Origin of the sequence: Pseudomonas fluorescens, from assembly GCF_902497875.1 — a bacterium.
In the GTDB taxonomy this organism is placed as follows: domain Bacteria; phylum Pseudomonadota; class Gammaproteobacteria; order Pseudomonadales; family Pseudomonadaceae; genus Aquipseudomonas; species Aquipseudomonas fluorescens_BR.
In genome coordinates this window covers 35,865-53,056 of the sequence record NZ_CABVHY010000039.1, presented here as the reverse complement: position 1 = coordinate 53,056, position 17,192 = coordinate 35,865, and the positions used below count along the sequence as shown (strand labels likewise).

Here is a 17,192-nt window from a genome sequence, read left to right as displayed (position 1 = left end):
CAGGGTGATCACGCCGAACGCGCCGAGGCTGGTGATCACGTAGGTGACCAGGTACACGCCGATGGCTTCCATCGCCAGACCCTTGCTCGCCACCAGGGCGATCAGCAGGTAACCGAAGTGCGCGATGGACGAGTAACCCAGCAGACGCTTGAGGTTGCTCTGGGTCAGCGCCAGCAGGTTACCGAACAGGATCGACGCGATGGCGATAATGGTCAGTACGTTGCTCAGGACACCGCTGTTGGCCACTGGCGAGATTTGGAACAGCCGCACCATCACCGCGAACACTGCGACTTTCGCCGCCGTCGCCAGGAACGCCGCCACGGGTGCCGGAGCACCTTCGTAGACGTCCGGGGTCCAGAGGTGGAAGGGTACCAGCGACAGCTTGAACGCCAGGCCGATCAGCATCATGGCCAGGCCCAGTTGCGCGATCGGGTTAGGCAGACCGGTAGCGGCCAGTGCCTGGCCGATGCCGCTGAAGCTCATGCTGCCGGCTTCTGCGTAAAGCAGCGCCATGCCGAACAACAGGAACGCCGAGCCGGCGGCCGACAGCACCATGTACTTGATGCCGGCTTCCAGCGAACGCTTGTTGAAGAAGGCATAGGCCACCAGGCCGTAGACCGGTACCGAAAGCAGTTCCAGACCGACGAACAAGCCGGCCAGGTGCTGCGCGCTGACCAGTACCAGGCCACCGGCCGCAGCCATCAGGATCAGCAGGTACAGCTCTTCGCGGTTGCCCGGGTAACCCGAACCGCCATCGCCGAGGTAGGCGTGGGCGAGGGTTACACACGCCAGCGTGGCGACCAGGATCAGCGCCATGTAGAGGCAGGCGAAGCTATCGATCTGCAGCAGTGGAGTCACGACCAGAGGCGCGACTTTCAAGGCAGGGAGGATCGATAGCAGGGCCAGGTTGAGACCGGCTACCGACAGCAGAAAGGTCTGTGAGTGGTTGCGACGCCAGGCGATGGCCAGCATCACCACGATGATCGTGGCGCTGGTGATCAACAACGGCGCAAGCGCGATAAAGTGTTGAGTCGTGAATTCCATAGCGCTCTTACCGGGCCGAAGCGAGTTGAGTGAAGGCGGTACCGAACCATTGCTGCACACCACTCATCGTAGCGGCAGAGGTATCGAGGAACGGTTGCGGGAACACGCCGAGGTAAATCAGCAGCACCGCCAGTCCAACCACCATGATCAGTTCGCGAGCATCCATGCCGTGCAGCACTGCGTCAGACTTGGACGGACCGAAGTAGGCACGGTGGATCATGATCAACGAGTAGACCGAACCGAACACCAGACCCGAGGTCGCAATCGCGGTGATCCACGGTGCGTTGGCGAAGTTGCCCAGCAGGATCAGGAATTCGCCGACGAAGTTACCGGTACCCGGCAAGCCCAAGGACGCGGCTGCAAAGAACAGGCTGATCGCCGGCAGATACGCGATGCGTGACCACAGGCCGCCCATCTCGCGCATGTCGCGAGTGTGCAGGCGCTCGTACAACTGGCCGCTGAGGATAAACAATGCGGCTGCCGAAACACCGTGCGCCAGCATCTGCATCACCGCGCCTTGCAGCGCCAGCTGGCTGCCGGAGTAGATCCCGATCAGCACGAAGCCCATGTGCGAAACGCTGGAGAAGGCGATCAGGCGCTTGATGTCGGTTTGCGCGAAGGCCAGGAACGCACCGTAGAAGATCCCGACCAGACCCAGGGTCATGGCGATCGGCGCGAACTCGGCCGAGGCATTCGGGAACAGCGGCAGGGCGAAACGCAACAGACCGTAAGCCGCGGTCTTCAACAAGATACCGGCCAGGTCGACGGAACCGGCGGTCGGCGCCTGGGCGTGGGCATCCGGCAGCCAGGAGTGGAACGGCACCACCGGCAGCTTCACCGCGAAGGCGATGAAGAAGCCGAGCATCAGGATGTACTCGGTGGTCAGCGACATCTTGGTTTTCAGCAACAGCGCGTAATCGAAAGTGATCACCCCGGTGTCGTTGAAGTTGACCAGTACCAGACCGAGGATCGCCACCAACATGATCAGGCCGCTGGCCTGGGTGAAGATGAAGAACTTGGTCGCCGCGTAGATCCGGGTCTTCTTGCCGTCCGATGAACTATGACCCCAGAGCGCGATGAGGAAGTACATCGGCACCAGCATCATTTCCCAGAAGAAGAAGAACATGAACAGGTCGAGGGCGAGGAACACGCCGACCACACCGCCGAGGATCCACATCAGGTTCAGGTGGAAGAAACCAACGTGACGCTGGATCTCTTTCCACGAGCAGAGTACCGAGAGGACACCCAGCAGACCGGTCAGCAGGATCATCAACAGCGACAGACCATCGAGGGCCAGGTGCACGTTGATGCCGAAACGCTCGATCCAGACGTGTTTGAACTCAATCACCCAGGTCGGATCGGCGCCAGGCGCCGGAGCAAATGAATAGTCGCCATGGGCCCACAGCCAGAGGCCGAGAGCGAGTTCCAGGGACATGGTCAGCAACGCAATCCAGCGTGGCAGGGTAGCGCCGAAGCGCTCCCCCATCCAGCACAGCAGGCCGCCGATAAAGGGGATCAGGATTAGCCAAGGCAGAATCATGACGGGCTCAATTCCTTTCGCAATTTCGCAAGGTTCATATCAGACCGCTACCAACACGATGGCGCCCATTACCAGCACGGCACCAGCAGCCATGGAAGCCGCATACCAACGCAACTGACCGGTCTCGGTACGGCTCAGGGAGGTGTGACCCCCTTTGGCCATACGCGGGATCAGGCCGATGGTCTGGTCGAGCGGGTCTTTGCGCAGCACATGGCTGATCATCAGGTACGGCTTGACGAACAGCTTGTCGTAGATCCAGTCGAAGCCCCAGGCGGCGAACCACCAGGCCGAGAGGAAACGTCCGATGCCGCTGTTGGCGATGGCCGTGACGAAGCGCCGCTTGCCGAGGAACAGCAGGGCCGCCAGCAGGATACCGGCCAGGGCGATGGCGCCCGAAGCGATTTCCAGACTGTGCTTGGCTTCGCCGCCGGCATGGCCGACGCTTTCCGGCAGCACGCCGTGCAGCGGTGGAACGATCATCGCGCCGACGAACGTCGACAGTACGATCAGCACCGACAGTGGCAGCCAGTGAGCAATGCCGTGACCCGCGTGGGCTTCGGTCTTGGCTTCACCGTGGAACGCGATGAAGATCAGGCGGAAGGTGTACAGCGAAGTCATGAAGGCACCGACCAGGCCGGCGTACAGCAGACCGTGGTTACCACTGGCGAACGCTTCCCAGAGGATTTCGTCTTTCGAGTAGAAACCCGCGGTCACCAGCGGCAGGGCCGACAGTGCGGCACCACCGACGATGAAGCTGGTGTAGGCCAATGGCAGTTTCTTCCACAGGCCGCCCATCTTGAAGATGTTCTGCTCATGGTGGCAGGCAACGATCACCGCACCGGATGCAAGGAACAACAGCGCCTTGAAGAAGGCGTGGGTCATCAGGTGGAAGATCGCGCCGTCAAAGGCGCCCACGCCCAGGGCCAGGAACATGTAGCCGATCTGGCTCATGGTCGAGTAGGCGAGGATCCGCTTGATGTCGGTTTGCACCAGCGCGGCGAAACCGGCCAGGACCAGGGTCACGCCACCCACGATGCCGACCAGTTGCAGGATATCCGGCGCCAGGGCGAACAGGCCGTGAGTACGGGCGATCAGGTAGACACCGGCGGTCACCATGGTTGCGGCGTGGATCAGTGCCGAAACCGGGGTAGGGCCGGCCATTGCGTCCGCCAGCCAGGTTTGCAGCGGTAGTTGCGCGGATTTACCGACCGCACCACCGAGCAGCATCAGGGTCGCCAGAACGATCCAGAAGTCACCGACCTTGAAGTGCTCAGGCGCCTTGACCAGCAGTTCCTGGATATTCAGCGTGCCCAACTGTTGGAACAGGATGAACAGGCCGATGGCCATGAACACGTCGCCGACCCGGGTGACGATAAAGGCTTTGAGTGCGGCGTTACCGTTGTTGCGGTTGCTGTAGTAGAAACCGATCAACAGGTAGCTGCACAGGCCCACGCCTTCCCAGCCGAAGTACAGGAACAACAGGTTATCGCCCAGCACCAGGAACAGCATGCTGGCGATAAACAGGTTGGTGTAGGCGAAGAAGCGCGAGTAACCGGCTTCACCGCGCATGTACCAGGAGGCGAACAGATGGATCAGGAAGCCGACGCCGACCACCACACCGAGCATGGTCAGGGACAGACCATCCAGGTACAGGGCGAAGTTCGGCTTGAAGCCTTCCACCGACATCCACTGCCACAGTACCTGCGTGTAGTGACCACCCTCGGGTGGGGCAACGTTGAACTGCCAGATGATATAGGCAGTGACGATCGCCGAGAGGCCGACGGAACCGACGCCGATCAGCGCCGAGAGGTTTTCCGAGAGGCGTCCCCGGGAGAACGCCAGCAGCACAAAACCGATCAGAGGGAACAGAAAAGTCAGATAGAGAAGGTTCATCCGCGCATCTCGCTGGCAGCGTCGATATCGAGAGTGTGGAAGCGGCGATACAGCTGCAACAGAATCGCCAGGCCAATACTGGCCTCGGCGGCTGCCAGGCTGATCACCAGGATGAACATGATCTGTCCATCCGGCTGGCCCCAGCGGCTACCGGCGACGATGAAGGCCAAAGCGGCGGCATTCATCATGATCTCCAGGCTCATCAGCACGAAGAGGATGTTGCGGCGGACCATCAGGCCGACCAGACCGAGGCAGAACAGCACGCCGGCGACAGCCAGGCCATGCTCCATTGGGATAGAACCGAAAGGGATAGCAGGCATAGTGTTACTCCTTCGCCTCGTTGCGGCCCAGGTGGAACGCCGTGACAGCTGCAGCGAGCAGCAGCATCGAGGCGAGTTCGACCACCAGCAGGTAAGGACCGAACAGGCTGATGCCCACGGCCTTGGCGTCTACGGTGGTGTGGCCGATACCGCCGACGCTCGGGTTGGCGAACAGCACATACAGCAGTTCCGCCAGCAGCAGCGCGGCGAGTACCACCGGACCCAGCCAGATGCCGGGTTTGAGCCAGACGCGCTCTTGCTGAACCGAGGCCGGGCCCAGGTTCAGCATCATCACCACGAACACGAACAGCACCATGATGGCGCCCGCGTAGGCGATCACTTCCAGTGCGCCGGCGAATGGAGCACCGAGGCTGAAAAAGGTCATCGCCACGGCGAGCAGCGAAATAATCAGGTAGAGCAGGGCGTGCACAGGGTTGGTGTTAGTGATCACGCGAAGCGTGGACACAACGGCAACTCCTGATGCGAAATAGAAAGCGAATTCCATCTTTCTTCCTTAAGGCAGCAAGCTCTTCACGTTGATCGGCTCGGCTTCATTTTGCGCGGAGCCTTTTGGCTTACCGGCAATGGCCATACCTGCAACACGATAGAAGTTGTAATCAGGGTTTTTACCGGGACCGGAGATCAACAGATCTTCTTTCTCGTAAACCAGGTCCTGACGTTTGAACTCGGCCATCTCGAAATCCGGTGTCAGCTGGATCGCGGTGGTCGGGCAGGCTTCCTCGCAGAGGCCGCAGAAAATGCAGCGCGAGAAGTTGATACGGAAGAACTCCGGGTACCAGCGACCGTCTTCGGTTTCAGCCTTCTGCAGCGAGATGCAACCCACCGGGCACGCCACGGCGCACAGGTTGCAGGCTACACAACGCTCTTCGCCGTCAGGGTCGCGGGTCAGCACGATACGCCCACGGAAGCGTGGCGGCAGGTACACCGCTTCTTCCGGATACTGCAGCGTGTCGCGCTTGCGGAAGGCATGACCGAAAATCATCACCAGGCTGCGAAGCTGGGTGTAGGTGCCATGCAATATGTCAAACAAGTACTTGAACATGGGTCTCTATCCTCACTGAACCGCGCCAGCGGGCGTGTTCATCAACACGATCGCAGCGGTCACCAGCAGATTGATCAGGGTCAGCGGCAGGCAGAATTTCCAGCTGAAATCCATCACCTGGTCATACCGTGGGCGCGGAATCGATGCGCGCAGCAGGATGAAGATCATGATGAAAAACGCGGTCTTCATAGCGAACCAGATGAACGGGATCTGCGGCAGAATGCCGAAAGGTCCGTGCCAGCCGCCGAAAAACAGAGTCACCAGCAGCGCCGAGATCAACACGATGCCGATGTACTCACCGACGAAGAACATGCCCCATTTCATGCCGGCGTATTCAATGTGGTAACCGTCGGCCAGTTCCTGTTCCGCTTCCGGCTGGTCGAAGGGGTGACGGTGAGTCACGGCCACGCCAGCGATGAAGAAGGTACAGAAACCAAGGAACTGCGGAATGATGAACCACAGGTTCTGCGCTTGATATTCGACGATGTCGCGCATGTTGAACGAACCAACCTGCGCCACCACGCCCATCAGCGCCAGGCCCATGAACACTTCATAGGACACGGTCTGGGCCGAGGCACGCAAGCTGCCGAGCAGGGCGAACTTGTTGTTGCTCGACCAGCCGGCGAACAGCACCGCATAGACCGACAGACCGGCCATGGCGAAGAAGAACAGCAGGCCGATGTTCAGGTCCGCGACACCCCAGGTCGGGGTGATCGGGATGATCGCGAACGCAATCAGCAAGGCGCTCATGGCCACGACCGGTGCCAGGGTGAAGATCACCTTGTCGGCAAACGGCGGAGTCCAGTCTTCCTTGAAGAACATCTTGATCATGTCGGCGGCGATCTGGAAGGCGCCGAACGGACCCACCCGGTTCGGACCGTAACGATCCTGCCAGAGGGCCAGCAAGCGTCGTTCGACCCAGCTCAGCAGCGCGCCGCAAACCACCACGGCAAGCATGATCACGATGGCCTTGACCACCGCGATGATCACGTCGATCACTTCAGGGGTGAACCAGGTCATTGCGCTGCCTCCTGCAGACCGTCAACGGACTTGCCAAAAATCGCCGGTGGAATACCGGCCAGACCGGCAGGCAACGCGACCAGGCCAGCACCCAACTCATCATTGATGCGCAGCGGCAGACGCAGGGTCTGGCCGGCAACGTTCAGGCTGAGCAGTGCACCATCGTTGACGCCCAGGCGATCCGCTTCGGATTTGGCCAGCGACACGTAGGCGGCCGGGATGCGTTCCTGGACCGGCGCGGCTTTGGAAGAGTTCTCTTCACTGCCGAACAGGTGATAGAACGGCACCACTTGCCAGGTTCCGCGAGCAGGGGAGAACGCGGTCGGGATGCTGGCGAACCAGCTCAGACCATCACCCTGGCTTTCGATCAGGCGGGTGCCCGGATCGCCAGCACGGATGTGACCACCGACTTCGTCCTGGAATTTGTTCCAGGCTTGCGGCGAGTTCCAGCCCGGAGACCAGGCAAACGGCACCTGCTGACGCGGTTCGACGGAGCCCGAGTAGCCTTCCATGGAGAACGAGAATGCGGAGTCGTTGTCCTGGGAAGTACGCGGCTCGTGCACGCTGATGTCGGCACGCATGGCGGTCCGGCCACTGTAACGCAGCGGTTCGCGGGCCAGTTTCAGGCCTTTGATGCGGAACGCGGCGGACGGTGCGGCGCTGACGATGCCGGTCAGTTGCGAGTTGCTGGCGGCGCAGGCAGCGGTGACGTGGTCCAGTTGGGTCCAGTCCAGCGGTTGGTTCAGCAGGGTCGATCGCAGGGCATGCAGCCAGCGCCAGCCTTCGTGAACCAGAATGCTTGCGTCCAGGTACGTCGGGTCGAAGACCTGGAAGAAGCGCTGGGCGCGGCCTTCCTGGCTGACCAGGGTACCGTCGCCCTCAGCGAAGCTGGCCGCTGGCAGAACCAGGTGCGCGCGATCGCTGGTGGCGGTTTTCTGATGATCAGCGACGATCAGCACTTTCGCGGCGCTCAGGGCAGCATCGACCTTGGCCTTGTCGGTGCGGGTGTACAGATCGTTTTCCAGTACCACGATGGCGTCGGCCTGGCCGTCGATCACCGCTTGCAGCGCAGCGTCGACCGATTCGCCACCGAGCATGGCCAGGCCGAGGCTGTTGGCCTCTGGCACGATCAGGCTGATGGAACCGTTCTTCTCGCGCAGCTTCAGGGCCTTCGCAATGTTTGCCGCAGCTTCGATCAGCGCCTTGGAACCCAGGGAGGTACCGGCGATGATCAGCGGACGTTTGGCTGCGAGCAGGGCGTTGGCGATGCGCTGGGCCAGTTCGAGTGCTTCGCTGTCCAGGCCTTCAACGGCTGGAGCGCTGGCGTCGAGGGCATGGGCCACGGCGAAACCGATACGAGCCAGGTCGTCGGGAGCGGCGTGAACGCACTCTTCGGCGATATCGTCGAGTTTGGTTTCAGCCAGGCTGGCGATGAACAGCGGGTTCAACGCGTTCTGACCGATGTTCTTCACCGCGGCATCCAGCCAAGGCTGAACGCGCATCGCGTCGGCCATCTCTTCGGCCTTGCCCTTGACCGACTGACGCAGGGCCAGGGCCATGCGGGCAGCGGTCTGGGTCAGGTCTTCACCGAGGACGAAGATCGCGTCGTGGTCTTCGATGTCGCGCATGTTCGGGATCGGCAGCGGGCTGCTTTTCAGCACTTGCACGACCAGACGGATGCGTTCCAGTTCGCTGGCTTCGATCCCCGAGTAGAAATGTTCGGCCCCGACCAGTTCGCGCAGGGCGTAGTTGCTTTCCAGGCTGGCGCGCGGCGAACCGATACCAACGATGTTGCGACCACGCAGCAGGTCAGCGGCTTTATCCAGGGCTTCGTCGAGGCTCAGCTTGGCGCCGTTGGCCAGCAGTGGCTGACGTGGGCGATCCTTGCGGTTGACGTAGCCATAGCCAAAACGGCCACGGTCGCAGAGGAAGTACTGGTTCACCGAACCGTTGAAACGGTTTTCGATGCGGCGCAGTTCGCCGTAGCGTTCACCCGGGCTGATGTTGCAACCGCTGGAGCAGCCATGGCAGATGCTCGGCGAGAACTGCATGTCCCACTTGCGGTTGTAGCGCTCGGAGTGAGTCTTGTCGGTGAACACACCGGTCGGGCAGACCTCGGTGAGGTTGCCGGAGAACTCGCTTTCCAGGGTGCCGTCTTCAACGCGACCGAAGTACACGTTGTCGTGGGCACCGAATACACCGAGGTCGGTGCCGCCGGCGTAGTCCTTATAGAAGCGTACGCAGCGATAGCAGGCGATGCAGCGGTTCATCTCGTGGGAAATGAACGGGCCCAGTTGCTGGTTCTGGTGGGTACGCTTGGTGAAGCGATACCGACGCTCGTTGTGGCCGGTCATGACCGTCATGTCTTGCAGGTGGCAGTGACCGCCTTCCTCGCAGACCGGGCAGTCGTGCGGGTGGTTGGTCATCAGCCATTCGACGACGCTGGCGCGAAACACTTTGGCTTCTTCGTCGTCGATGGAAATCCAGCTGCCGTCGGTGGCAGGGGTCATGCAGGACATGACGATACGACCACGCTTGTCGTTCTCGTCGGTGTACTGCTTGACCGCGCACTGGCGACAGGCGCCAACGCTGCCGAGGGCGGGGTGCCAGCAGAAATAGGGGATGTCGAGGCCTAGCGACAGACACGCCTGTAACAGGTTGTCTGCCCCATCGACTTCGAGCGCTTTGCCGTCTACGTGGATAGTGGCCATGGTTCAAAGATCTTCGTTGGCCCGGTGTCAGCGGGCGTGGCTAATGGAATCTTGTTTGCGTGCGAATCAACACAGCCGTTAACGGCGTCATCGCACGAAAGGCGAAGGGCACGGACCCTTCGCCTTTTTTAAAGCGTTAAGCGCCGACTACGATCGGCCTTGCCAGGGGCGGGACGGTGGCGCTGGTGGGCGCGATACCGGCTTCGAACTCTGGACGGAAATATTTGATTGCGCTGCCCAATGGCTCCACGGCGCCCGGTGCGTGAGCACAGAAAGTCTTGCCCGGGCCGAGGAAACCGACCAGCCCCAGCAGGGTCTCGATATCGCCGGCTTGCCCTTCGCCATGCTCGAGCGCCATCAAGAGCTTGACGCTCCATGGCAGACCGTCACGGCATGGGGTGCAGAAGCCACAGGATTCGCGGGAGAAGAACTGTTCCATGTTGCGCAGCAGGGAGACCATGTTGACGCTGTCGTCCACGGCCATCGCCAGGCCGGTACCCATACGGGTGCCGACCTTGGCGATGCCGCCGGCGTACATTTGTGCGTCCAGGTGCTCAGGCAACAGGAAACCGGTACCGGCGCCGCCTGGCTGCCAGCACTTGAGCTTGAAGCCGTCGCGCATGCCACCGGCGTAGTCTTCGAACAGTTCGCGACCGGTGATGCCGAACGGCAGTTCCCAGAGGCCAGGGTTCTTCACTTTGCCGGAGAAGCCCATCAGCTTGGTGCCGTGGTCTTCACTGCCTTCGCGAGCGAGGGATTTGTACCAGTCAACGCCGTCGGCAATGATCGCCGGTACGTTGCACAGGGTTTCGACGTTGTTCACGCAGGTCGGCTTGCCCCAGACGCCAACAGCGGCCGGGAAGGGCGGCTTGGAGCGAGGGTTGGCGCGGCGGCCTTCGAGGGAGTTGATCAGCGCGGTTTCTTCACCGCAGATGTAACGCCCGGCGCCGGTGTGGACGAACAGTTCGAAATCGAAACCGCTGCCCAGGATGTTCTTGCCCAGCAGGCCCGCGGCCTTGGCTTCTTCCACGGCACGGGTGAGGTGCTTGGCGGCGGTGGTGTATTCGCCACGCAGGAAGATATAGCCACGGTAGGTTTTCAGCGCGCGAGCACTGATCAACATGCCTTCGATCAGCAGATGGGGCAGTTGCTCCATCAGCATGCGGTCTTTCCAGGTGTTGGGCTCCATTTCATCCGCGTTGCACAGCAGGTAGCGGATGTTGATGGATTCGTCCTTGGGCATCAGGCCCCACTTCACACCCGTGGGGAAGCCAGCGCCGCCGCGACCCTTGAGGCCGGCGTCCTTGACGGTCTGGACAATGTCGTCCTGAGACATCTCGGCGAATGCCTTGCGCGCAGCGGCGTAGCCATTCTTGGCCTGGTACTCGTCGAGCCACACGGCTTCGCCGTCGTCACGCAGACGCCAGGTCAGCGGATGGGTTTCTGCGTTGCGCGCGATGCGGTTGGCAGGGCCGAATGAAGTCAGGGTCATACGTAGCCCTCCAACAGTTTGGCAACGCCGGCAGGCTGTACGTCACCGAAAGTGTCGTCGTCGATCATCAACGCCGGCGCCTTGTCGCAGTTGCCGAGGCAGCAGACCGGCAGCAGCGTGAAACGGCCGTCGGCAGTGGTTTCACCCAGGCCGATGCCGAGGTTGTCCTGGAGCTCGCTGACCACCGACTCGTGGCCGCCGATGTAGCAGACCATGCTGTCGCAGACGCGAATGATGTGACGGCCGACCGGCTGACGGAAGATCTGGCTGTAGAACGTCGCCACGCCTTCAACGTCGCTGGCCGGAATGCCAAGGATCTCGCCGATGGCGTAGAGCGCGCCATCCGGCACCCAGCCACGTTCCTTCTGGACGATCTTCAGGGCTTCGATCGACGCCGCGCGCGGGTCTTCGTAGTGATGCAGCTCGTGCTCGATGGCCGAGCGCTCGGTTTCGCTCAAGGCGAAACGGTCTGTCTGGATAAGCGTGCTATTCATGCTTAGCGGTCCACGTCGGCCATAACGAAATCGATACTACCCAGGTACGCAATCAAGTCCGCGACCATGCTGCCTTTGATCACCGAAGGGATCTGCTGCAGGTGCGGGAAGCTTGGCGTACGAATCCGGGTGCGGTAGCTCATGGTGCCGCCATCGCTCGTCAGGTAATAACTGTTGATACCCTTGGTCGCTTCGATCATCTGGAAGGATTCGTTGGCCGGCATGACCGGGCCCCACGAAACTTGCAGGAAGTGCGTGATCAGGGTTTCGATGTGCTGCAGCGTGCGCTCTTTCGGTGGCGGCGTAGTCAGCGGGTGATCCGCCTTGTACGCGCCTGCCGGCATGTTACGCATGCACTGGTCGATGATCTTGATGCTCTGGCGCATTTCTTCGACGCGAACCATGCAGCGGTCGTAGGCATCGCCATTGACTGCCAGCGGTACTTCGAACTCGAAGTTCTCGTAGCCGGAGTAAGGGCGAGCCTTGCGCAGGTCGAAATCACAGCCGGTGGAACGCAGGCCGGCACCGGTGACGCCCCATTCCAGGGCCTCTTTGGTGTTGTAGGCGGCGACGCCGACGGTACGACCCTTGAGGATGCTGTTCTGCAGGGCGGCCTTGGTGTATTCGTCGAGGCGCTTGGGCAGCCAATCGACGAAGTCCTTGACCAGTTTGTCCCAGCCGCGCGGCAGGTCGTGAGCGACGCCACCGATGCGATACCAGGCCGGGTGCAGGCGGAAGCCGGTGATGGCTTCGATCACCGTGTAGGCTTTCTGCCGGTCGGTGAAGGTGAAGAACACTGGGGTCATGGCGCCGACGTCCTGGATATAGGTACCCAGGAACAGCAGGTGGCTGGTGATCCGGAAGAACTCGGCCATCATGATGCGGATGGTGTCGACCTTGTCCGGAACCTTGATGCCCGCCAGCTTCTCGACCGCGAGCACGTACGGCAGGTTGTTCATCACCCCGCCGAGGTAATCGATGCGGTCGGTGTACGGGATGAAACTGTGCCAGGATTGGCGCTCGGCCATTTTCTCGGCACCACGGTGGTGGTAGCCGACGTCTGGCACGCAGTCGACGATCTCTTCGCCGTCCAGTTGCAGAATGATGCGGAATGCGCCGTGAGCCGAAGGGTGGTTCGGACCGAGGTTGAGGAACATGTAGTCCTCGTTGGCGCCGGAGCGTTTCATGCCCCAGTCTTCCGGCTTGAAGCGCGCGGCTTCTTCTTCCAGCTGATGCTTGGCCAGGGTCAGGCTGAACGGGTCGAACTCGGTCGCGCGGGCCGGGTAATCCTTGCGCAGCGGGTGACCTTCCCAGGTCGGCGGCATCATGATCCGGGTCAGGTGCGGGTGGCCGGCAAAGTCGATGCCGTACATGTCCCACACTTCACGCTCGTACCAGTTGGCGTTCGGCCAGATTCCGGTCACGGTCGGTACGCTGAGGTCGCTCTCGGACAAGGCGACCTTGATCATTACGTCACTATTACGTTCGATCGACATCAAGTGATAGAACACAGTGAAGTCGGCACCGCTCGGCAGCCCGTTGCGCTTGGCGCGCAGACGCTCGTCCACGCCATGCAGGTCATAGAGCATGACGTACGGCTTGGGCAGGTTGCGCAGGAAGGTCAGGACTTCGATCAGTTTGGCGCGGGTAACCCAAAGCACCGGCATGCCGGTGCGGGTGGCCTGGGCGGAAAACGCCTCTGGGCCAAAACGGTTGTTCAGTTCGACGACCACATCTTGGTCGTCTGCCTTATAAGGCGGGATGTACAGAGCACTGCCTGTAGTCATGGTTTTTTATCGCTTTCGGTCAACGTAAAGAATGAAGCCAGGTTCTCGTTTCTTTGTAAGAACTAAGGCTGGATCAGACTTCGTCGGGGCTGCGCAGGTTGGTTACCTGAATACGCTGTTCGCGGCGCTGTTCCTTTTGCGACGGCATCTCGGCGCGGTAAACGCCTTGATCGCCAACGACCCAGGAAAGTGGGCGACGCTCCTGGCCAATCGATTCCTGCAACAGCATCAAGCCTTGCAGGAATGCTTCAGGGCGGGGCGGGCAGCCAGGCACGTAGACGTCCACGGGCAGGAACTTGTCCACCCCTTGAACGACGGAGTAGATGTCGTACATGCCACCGGAGTTGGCGCACGAACCCATGGAGATAACCCATTTCGGTTCGAGCATTTGCTCGTAGAGACGCTGAATGATCGGCGCCATCTTGATGAAGCAGGTCCCGGCAATAACCATGAAATCCGCCTGACGCGGTGATGCCCGGATAACCTCGGCGCCAAAGCGCGCGATGTCATGGGGCGCCGTGAAGGCGGTAGTCATTTCCACGTAGCAACACGAAAGGCCGAAGTTGTACGGCCACAGGGAGTTTTTACGCCCCCAGTTGACCGTGCTGTTCAGCACGTCTTCGAGCTTGCCCATGAAAATGTTTTTGTGGACTTGATCTTCTAACGGATCGGAAACGGTTTCCCGTTCGCCGATCGGGTACTGCTCGTTAGGAGCATCCGGGTCGATCCTGGTGAGATTGTATTGCATCGCCAAAGCCTCATTGTTTCAGCTTCGCTTGCCGCTTACGACGACCTTCCGGAGCCCAATCAAGTGCCCCCACTCGCCAAAGGTAGACAAGACCTGCCAACAGAATTGCTATGAAAACGAGAGCTTCGACAAATCCGGTCCAGCCGCTTTCGCGGACGGACACAGACCAGGCAAAGAGAAAGAGGGCTTCGATATCGAAGATCACGAACAGCATCGCGACCAGATAGAATTTGGCTGAGAGCCGCAAGCGGGCGCCACCGGTAGGTAGCATGCCGGACTCGAACGGTTCGTTTTTACTGCGGCCCCAGGCTTTGGAGCCGAGCAGGCTGGAGACGCCGAGCATGAAGGCACAAAGGCCGCCGACACCCAGAAGGAAAATGGCAAAGCCCCAGTTGTGGGCCATGAGTCCTGTCGCTTCGGGCATGCTGGTAATCCTTAACAGAGAGCAAGGGTCTCTGAGCTTGAAAAAGTAATAAAGCAGTGACGATATGTCGCAGCGCAATCAATCCCGCTGATTTTATGGCTAAACACCGTGCAAGTAAATTTTCTATAGCGAAATTATTTAGCAGAATAAGGACATTGCGTGCCTCCGAGCCCACGCAGCCCATACGTTGCGGGCATTAGGCGGGGTTTTGTTAATTATGTTTTGTGAGTGATGTAATGAATAGCTCGCAGGCTAAATGATAATCAATATTATTTGGAGCGGGTTTTAAACTGTTATTCATGGTGGCAGCCAGAAAGTTGCCGTTACATACCCGTTATCGCAAGTTATGAGCGTAGCCTTTTTAACCTTTTTTGTGGGGTCCGATACTGCTTTTGGTCAATTTTTCGTGGTGCTGGGCGAGGGCTTGGCAAGTGCGCGGGCGCTTGTGTGTGGGGTAAGCCTGAGACAAGTCTCGGGTGAGGGGAAGTCGACTTTGGATGCAGTGGTCTAATCCGAAAGGCGGAATAATCCGAAGCGTTCCTCGCAACCGATGACGCTTACCCAGGCCTGTAGCAGCTGCCGAGCCCGCGAGGCTGCGTTCGAGCGCGAAGCGGTCGCAGAATTGGCACACCGGGTTGACCTGCAAAACCGCGTCGCTTGGTTTACGACCGCTTCGCGGCCGAACGCAGCCTCGCGGGCTCGGCAGCTGCTACGGAACCCGGTTGGTTTTACATTGAGTAAATTCCACGCAAAAAAAACGCCCCGAACCAGTCGGGGCGTCAGATGTGCGGCTTGCAGTTAGCTTTCTACTCGGTCCGCAATTGCCGTTTGCTCAAGAAACGAAGTCGATCAGTGGAACTGTTCTTCTTCGGTGGAGCCGGTCAGCGCGGTAACCGAAGACGAGCCACCTTGAATCACGGTGGTCATGTCGTCGAAGTAGCCGGTGCCGACTTCCTGCTGGTGAGCCACGAAGGTGTAACCCTTGGCAGCGTCAGCGAACTCTTGCTCTTGCAGCTTCACGTAGGCAGTCATGTCGTTGCGGGCGTAGTCGTGCGCCAGGTTGAACATGCTGTGCCACATGTTGTGAATGCCGGCCAGGGTGATGAACTGGTGCTTGTAGCCCATGGCGGACAGTTCGCGCTGGAACTTGGCGATGGTCGCGTCGTCCAGGTTTTTCTTCCAGTTGAAGGAAGGCGAGCAGTTGTACGACAGCAGTTGGTCCGGGTATTCCTTTTTGATCGCTTCAGCGAAGCGACGAGCCTCGTCCAGATCCGGCTTGGCGGTTTCGCACCAGATCAGGTCGGCGTACGGCGCGTAGGCCAGGCCTCGCGAGATAGCCTGGTCGAGACCGGCGCGCACTTTGTAGAAACCTTCCTGAGTACGTTCGCCAGTCACGAACTCTTTGTCGTACGGGTCGCAATCGGAAGTCAGCAGGTCAGCTGCGTTGGCGTCGGTACGGGCCAGGATGATGGTCGGTGTACCGGCAACGTCAGCCGCCAGACGGGCAGCGGTCAGCTTCTGTACAGCTTCCTGGGTAGGAACCAGTACCTTGCCGCCCATGTGGCCGCATTTTTTCACGGAAGCCAGTTGGTCTTCGAAGTGAACGCCGGCGGCGCCTGCTTCGATCATGCTTTTCATCAACTCGTAGGCGTTCAGTACGCCGCCGAAACCGGCTTCGGCGTCAGCCACGATGGGTGCGAAGTAGTCGATGTAGCCTTCGTCGCCTGGATTCTTGCCGGCTTTCCACTGGATCTGGTCGGCACGACGGAACGAGTTGTTGATGCGCTTGACCACGGTCGGTACGGAGTCGACCGGGTACAGCGACTGGTCCGGGTACATCGATTCTGCAGAGTTGTTGTCTGCAGCAACTTGCCAGCCCGACAGGTAGATTGCCTGGATACCGGCTTTGACCTGTTGTACAGCTTGGCCGCCGGTCAGGGCGCCCATGCAGTTGACGAAATCTTTCTCAGGACGGAAGGACGGTTTGGCGCCTTGGGTGACCAGGTTCCAGAGTTTCTCGGCGCCCATACGTGCCAGAGTGTGCTCAGGTTGAACCGAGCCACGCAGGCGGACGACGTCAGCAGCGGAGTAAGCGCGTGTCACGCCTTTCCAGCGTGGGTTCTCAGCCCAATCTTTTTCGAGGACTGCAATTTGCTGTTCGCGTGTCAGTGCCATGGAGATAAACCTCGTCGCGTCTTGTATAAAAAGTCGTTCTTGGGTGGAAAATTCTTGCTCCGCCAGATACGCAGGTTTGAAGTTGCGCAAAGGGCTGCTCGCTGACCAGAAGCTTAGGTCAAGTCAGGCTTGGCGGGGAACGCGACGGGCGAACGATGGGCTCGAGAAGGGAAGTGAGCAGGTAAGGGCGAGCTGCCGGGCACATTCAGGCATCGTGGGCCTTCATGCGATCAAACAGTATGTAGCCGAACTACCTAATTACGCTTCCGTCCCTCGGGACAACTTCGTTCCAGTCGCAACCTCGTCAAACTGCCTTGTGGGCGGTACAGACACGAATCGGCTCAGGTGGGTAAGTCAGAGCGGCGATCCGAAGGCCCTTGCCAGGGCCCCTGATTAGCGGGAGCGGGGCCATCATGCCCTTGGTTTTCTGACCCGTCAAATGTTTTGTAGTGCTTTTTTTTAGGCACTACATCTTTGGTCT

General features: G+C 60.1%; 14 protein-coding genes. All 14 read right to left on the bottom strand.

Annotated features, from left to right (window positions below):
* Positions 1-1,044 (bottom strand): NADH-quinone oxidoreductase subunit NuoN (nuoN, locus tag F8N85_RS29400; RefSeq protein ID WP_150806966.1); only part of this gene is annotated, 1,044 nt, incomplete at its 3' end.
* A gap of 7 nt (positions 1,045-1,051) precedes the next feature.
* On the bottom strand, positions 1,052-2,584 hold the full coding sequence (gene nuoM / locus F8N85_RS29395) for an NADH-quinone oxidoreductase subunit M (protein WP_150806965.1): 1,533 nt from the start codon (positions 2,582-2,584) through the stop codon (positions 1,052-1,054).
* A 39-nt stretch (positions 2,585-2,623) separates the two neighbouring features.
* Positions 2,624-4,477 (bottom strand): NADH-quinone oxidoreductase subunit L, encoded by a 1,854-nt coding sequence (gene nuoL / locus F8N85_RS29390; protein WP_150806964.1) that lies wholly within the window; start codon positions 4,475-4,477, stop codon positions 2,624-2,626.
* Entirely contained in the window at positions 4,474-4,797 is a 324-nt protein-coding gene (nuoK, locus tag F8N85_RS29385) for an NADH-quinone oxidoreductase subunit NuoK (RefSeq protein WP_150806963.1), read from the bottom strand. The genes nuoL and nuoK overlap by 4 nt, the downstream gene beginning before the upstream one ends.
* 4 nt (positions 4,798-4,801) lie before the next feature.
* The gene (gene nuoJ, locus F8N85_RS29380; protein ID WP_150806962.1) at positions 4,802-5,302 is read right to left on the bottom strand and encodes an NADH-quinone oxidoreductase subunit J; all 501 of its coding nucleotides are present in this window, start codon (positions 5,300-5,302) and stop codon (positions 4,802-4,804) included.
* Positions 5,303-5,311: 9 nt separating this feature from the next.
* Positions 5,312-5,860 carry an NADH-quinone oxidoreductase subunit NuoI gene (gene nuoI, locus F8N85_RS29375; RefSeq protein WP_150643416.1) on the bottom strand — a complete coding sequence of 183 codons (549 nt, stop codon included), beginning with the start codon at positions 5,858-5,860 and terminating at the stop codon, positions 5,312-5,314.
* A 12-nt stretch (positions 5,861-5,872) separates the two neighbouring features.
* Complete coding sequence (gene nuoH / locus F8N85_RS29370) at positions 5,873-6,880, bottom strand: NADH-quinone oxidoreductase subunit NuoH (protein WP_150643417.1); 1,008 nt, start codon at positions 6,878-6,880, stop codon at positions 5,873-5,875.
* The gene (nuoG, locus tag F8N85_RS29365; RefSeq protein ID WP_150806961.1) at positions 6,877-9,591 is read right to left on the bottom strand and encodes an NADH-quinone oxidoreductase subunit NuoG; all 2,715 of its coding nucleotides are present in this window, start codon (positions 9,589-9,591) and stop codon (positions 6,877-6,879) included. The genes nuoH and nuoG overlap by 4 nt, the downstream gene beginning before the upstream one ends.
* Before the next feature lie 136 nt (positions 9,592-9,727).
* Positions 9,728-11,083 carry an NADH-quinone oxidoreductase subunit NuoF gene (gene nuoF / locus F8N85_RS29360; protein ID WP_150806960.1) on the bottom strand — a complete coding sequence of 452 codons (1,356 nt, stop codon included), beginning with the start codon at positions 11,081-11,083 and terminating at the stop codon, positions 9,728-9,730.
* Positions 11,080-11,577 (bottom strand): NADH-quinone oxidoreductase subunit NuoE, encoded by a 498-nt coding sequence (gene nuoE, locus F8N85_RS29355; RefSeq protein WP_150806959.1) that lies wholly within the window; start codon positions 11,575-11,577, stop codon positions 11,080-11,082. The genes nuoF and nuoE overlap by 4 nt, the downstream gene beginning before the upstream one ends.
* A 2-nt stretch (positions 11,578-11,579) precedes the next feature.
* On the bottom strand, positions 11,580-13,364 hold the full coding sequence (nuoC, locus tag F8N85_RS29350; protein ID WP_150806958.1) for an NADH-quinone oxidoreductase subunit C/D: 1,785 nt from the start codon (positions 13,362-13,364) through the stop codon (positions 11,580-11,582).
* A gap of 73 nt (positions 13,365-13,437) precedes the next feature.
* On the bottom strand, positions 13,438-14,112 hold the full coding sequence (locus F8N85_RS29345; protein WP_150643422.1) for a NuoB/complex I 20 kDa subunit family protein: 675 nt from the start codon (positions 14,110-14,112) through the stop codon (positions 13,438-13,440).
* A gap of 10 nt (positions 14,113-14,122) precedes the next feature.
* Positions 14,123-14,536 carry an NADH-quinone oxidoreductase subunit A gene (locus F8N85_RS29340; RefSeq protein ID WP_007929187.1) on the bottom strand — a complete coding sequence of 138 codons (414 nt, stop codon included), beginning with the start codon at positions 14,534-14,536 and terminating at the stop codon, positions 14,123-14,125.
* Positions 14,537-15,385: 849 nt separating this feature from the next.
* On the bottom strand, positions 15,386-16,711 hold the full coding sequence (gene aceA / locus F8N85_RS29335) for an isocitrate lyase (protein WP_150806957.1): 1,326 nt from the start codon (positions 16,709-16,711) through the stop codon (positions 15,386-15,388).
* Between the last annotated feature and the right edge of the window lie 481 nt (positions 16,712-17,192).

What these genes read in the sequence shown, in the direction of transcription:
- nuoH (WP_150643417.1), bottom strand. Translation starts at nt 6,880, where the DNA reads ATGACCTGGTTCACCCCTGAAGTGATCGACGTGATCATCGCGGTGGTC.
- aceA (WP_150806957.1), bottom strand. Translation starts at nt 16,711, where the DNA reads ATGGCACTGACACGCGAACAGCAAATTGCAGTCCTCGAAAAAGATTGG.
- nuoC (WP_150806958.1), bottom strand. Translation starts at nt 13,364, where the DNA reads ATGACTACAGGCAGTGCTCTGTACATCCCGCCTTATAAGGCAGACGAC.
- nuoJ (WP_150806962.1), bottom strand. Translation starts at nt 5,302, where the DNA reads ATGGAATTCGCTTTCTATTTCGCATCAGGAGTTGCCGTTGTGTCCACG.
- nuoL (WP_150806964.1), bottom strand. Translation starts at nt 4,477, where the DNA reads ATGAACCTTCTCTATCTGACTTTTCTGTTCCCTCTGATCGGTTTTGTG.
- F8N85_RS29345 (WP_150643422.1), bottom strand. Translation starts at nt 14,112, where the DNA reads ATGCAATACAATCTCACCAGGATCGACCCGGATGCTCCTAACGAGCAG.
- nuoK (WP_150806963.1), bottom strand. Translation starts at nt 4,797, where the DNA reads ATGCCTGCTATCCCTTTCGGTTCTATCCCAATGGAGCATGGCCTGGCT.
- nuoI (WP_150643416.1), bottom strand. Translation starts at nt 5,860, where the DNA reads ATGTTCAAGTACTTGTTTGACATATTGCATGGCACCTACACCCAGCTT.
- nuoF (WP_150806960.1), bottom strand. Translation starts at nt 11,083, where the DNA reads ATGACCCTGACTTCATTCGGCCCTGCCAACCGCATCGCGCGCAACGCA.
- F8N85_RS29340 (WP_007929187.1), bottom strand. Translation starts at nt 14,536, where the DNA reads ATGCCCGAAGCGACAGGACTCATGGCCCACAACTGGGGCTTTGCCATT.
- nuoM (WP_150806965.1), bottom strand. Translation starts at nt 2,584, where the DNA reads ATGATTCTGCCTTGGCTAATCCTGATCCCCTTTATCGGCGGCCTGCTG.
- nuoE (WP_150806959.1), bottom strand. Translation starts at nt 11,577, where the DNA reads ATGAATAGCACGCTTATCCAGACAGACCGTTTCGCCTTGAGCGAAACC.
- nuoG (WP_150806961.1), bottom strand. Translation starts at nt 9,591, where the DNA reads ATGGCCACTATCCACGTAGACGGCAAAGCGCTCGAAGTCGATGGGGCA.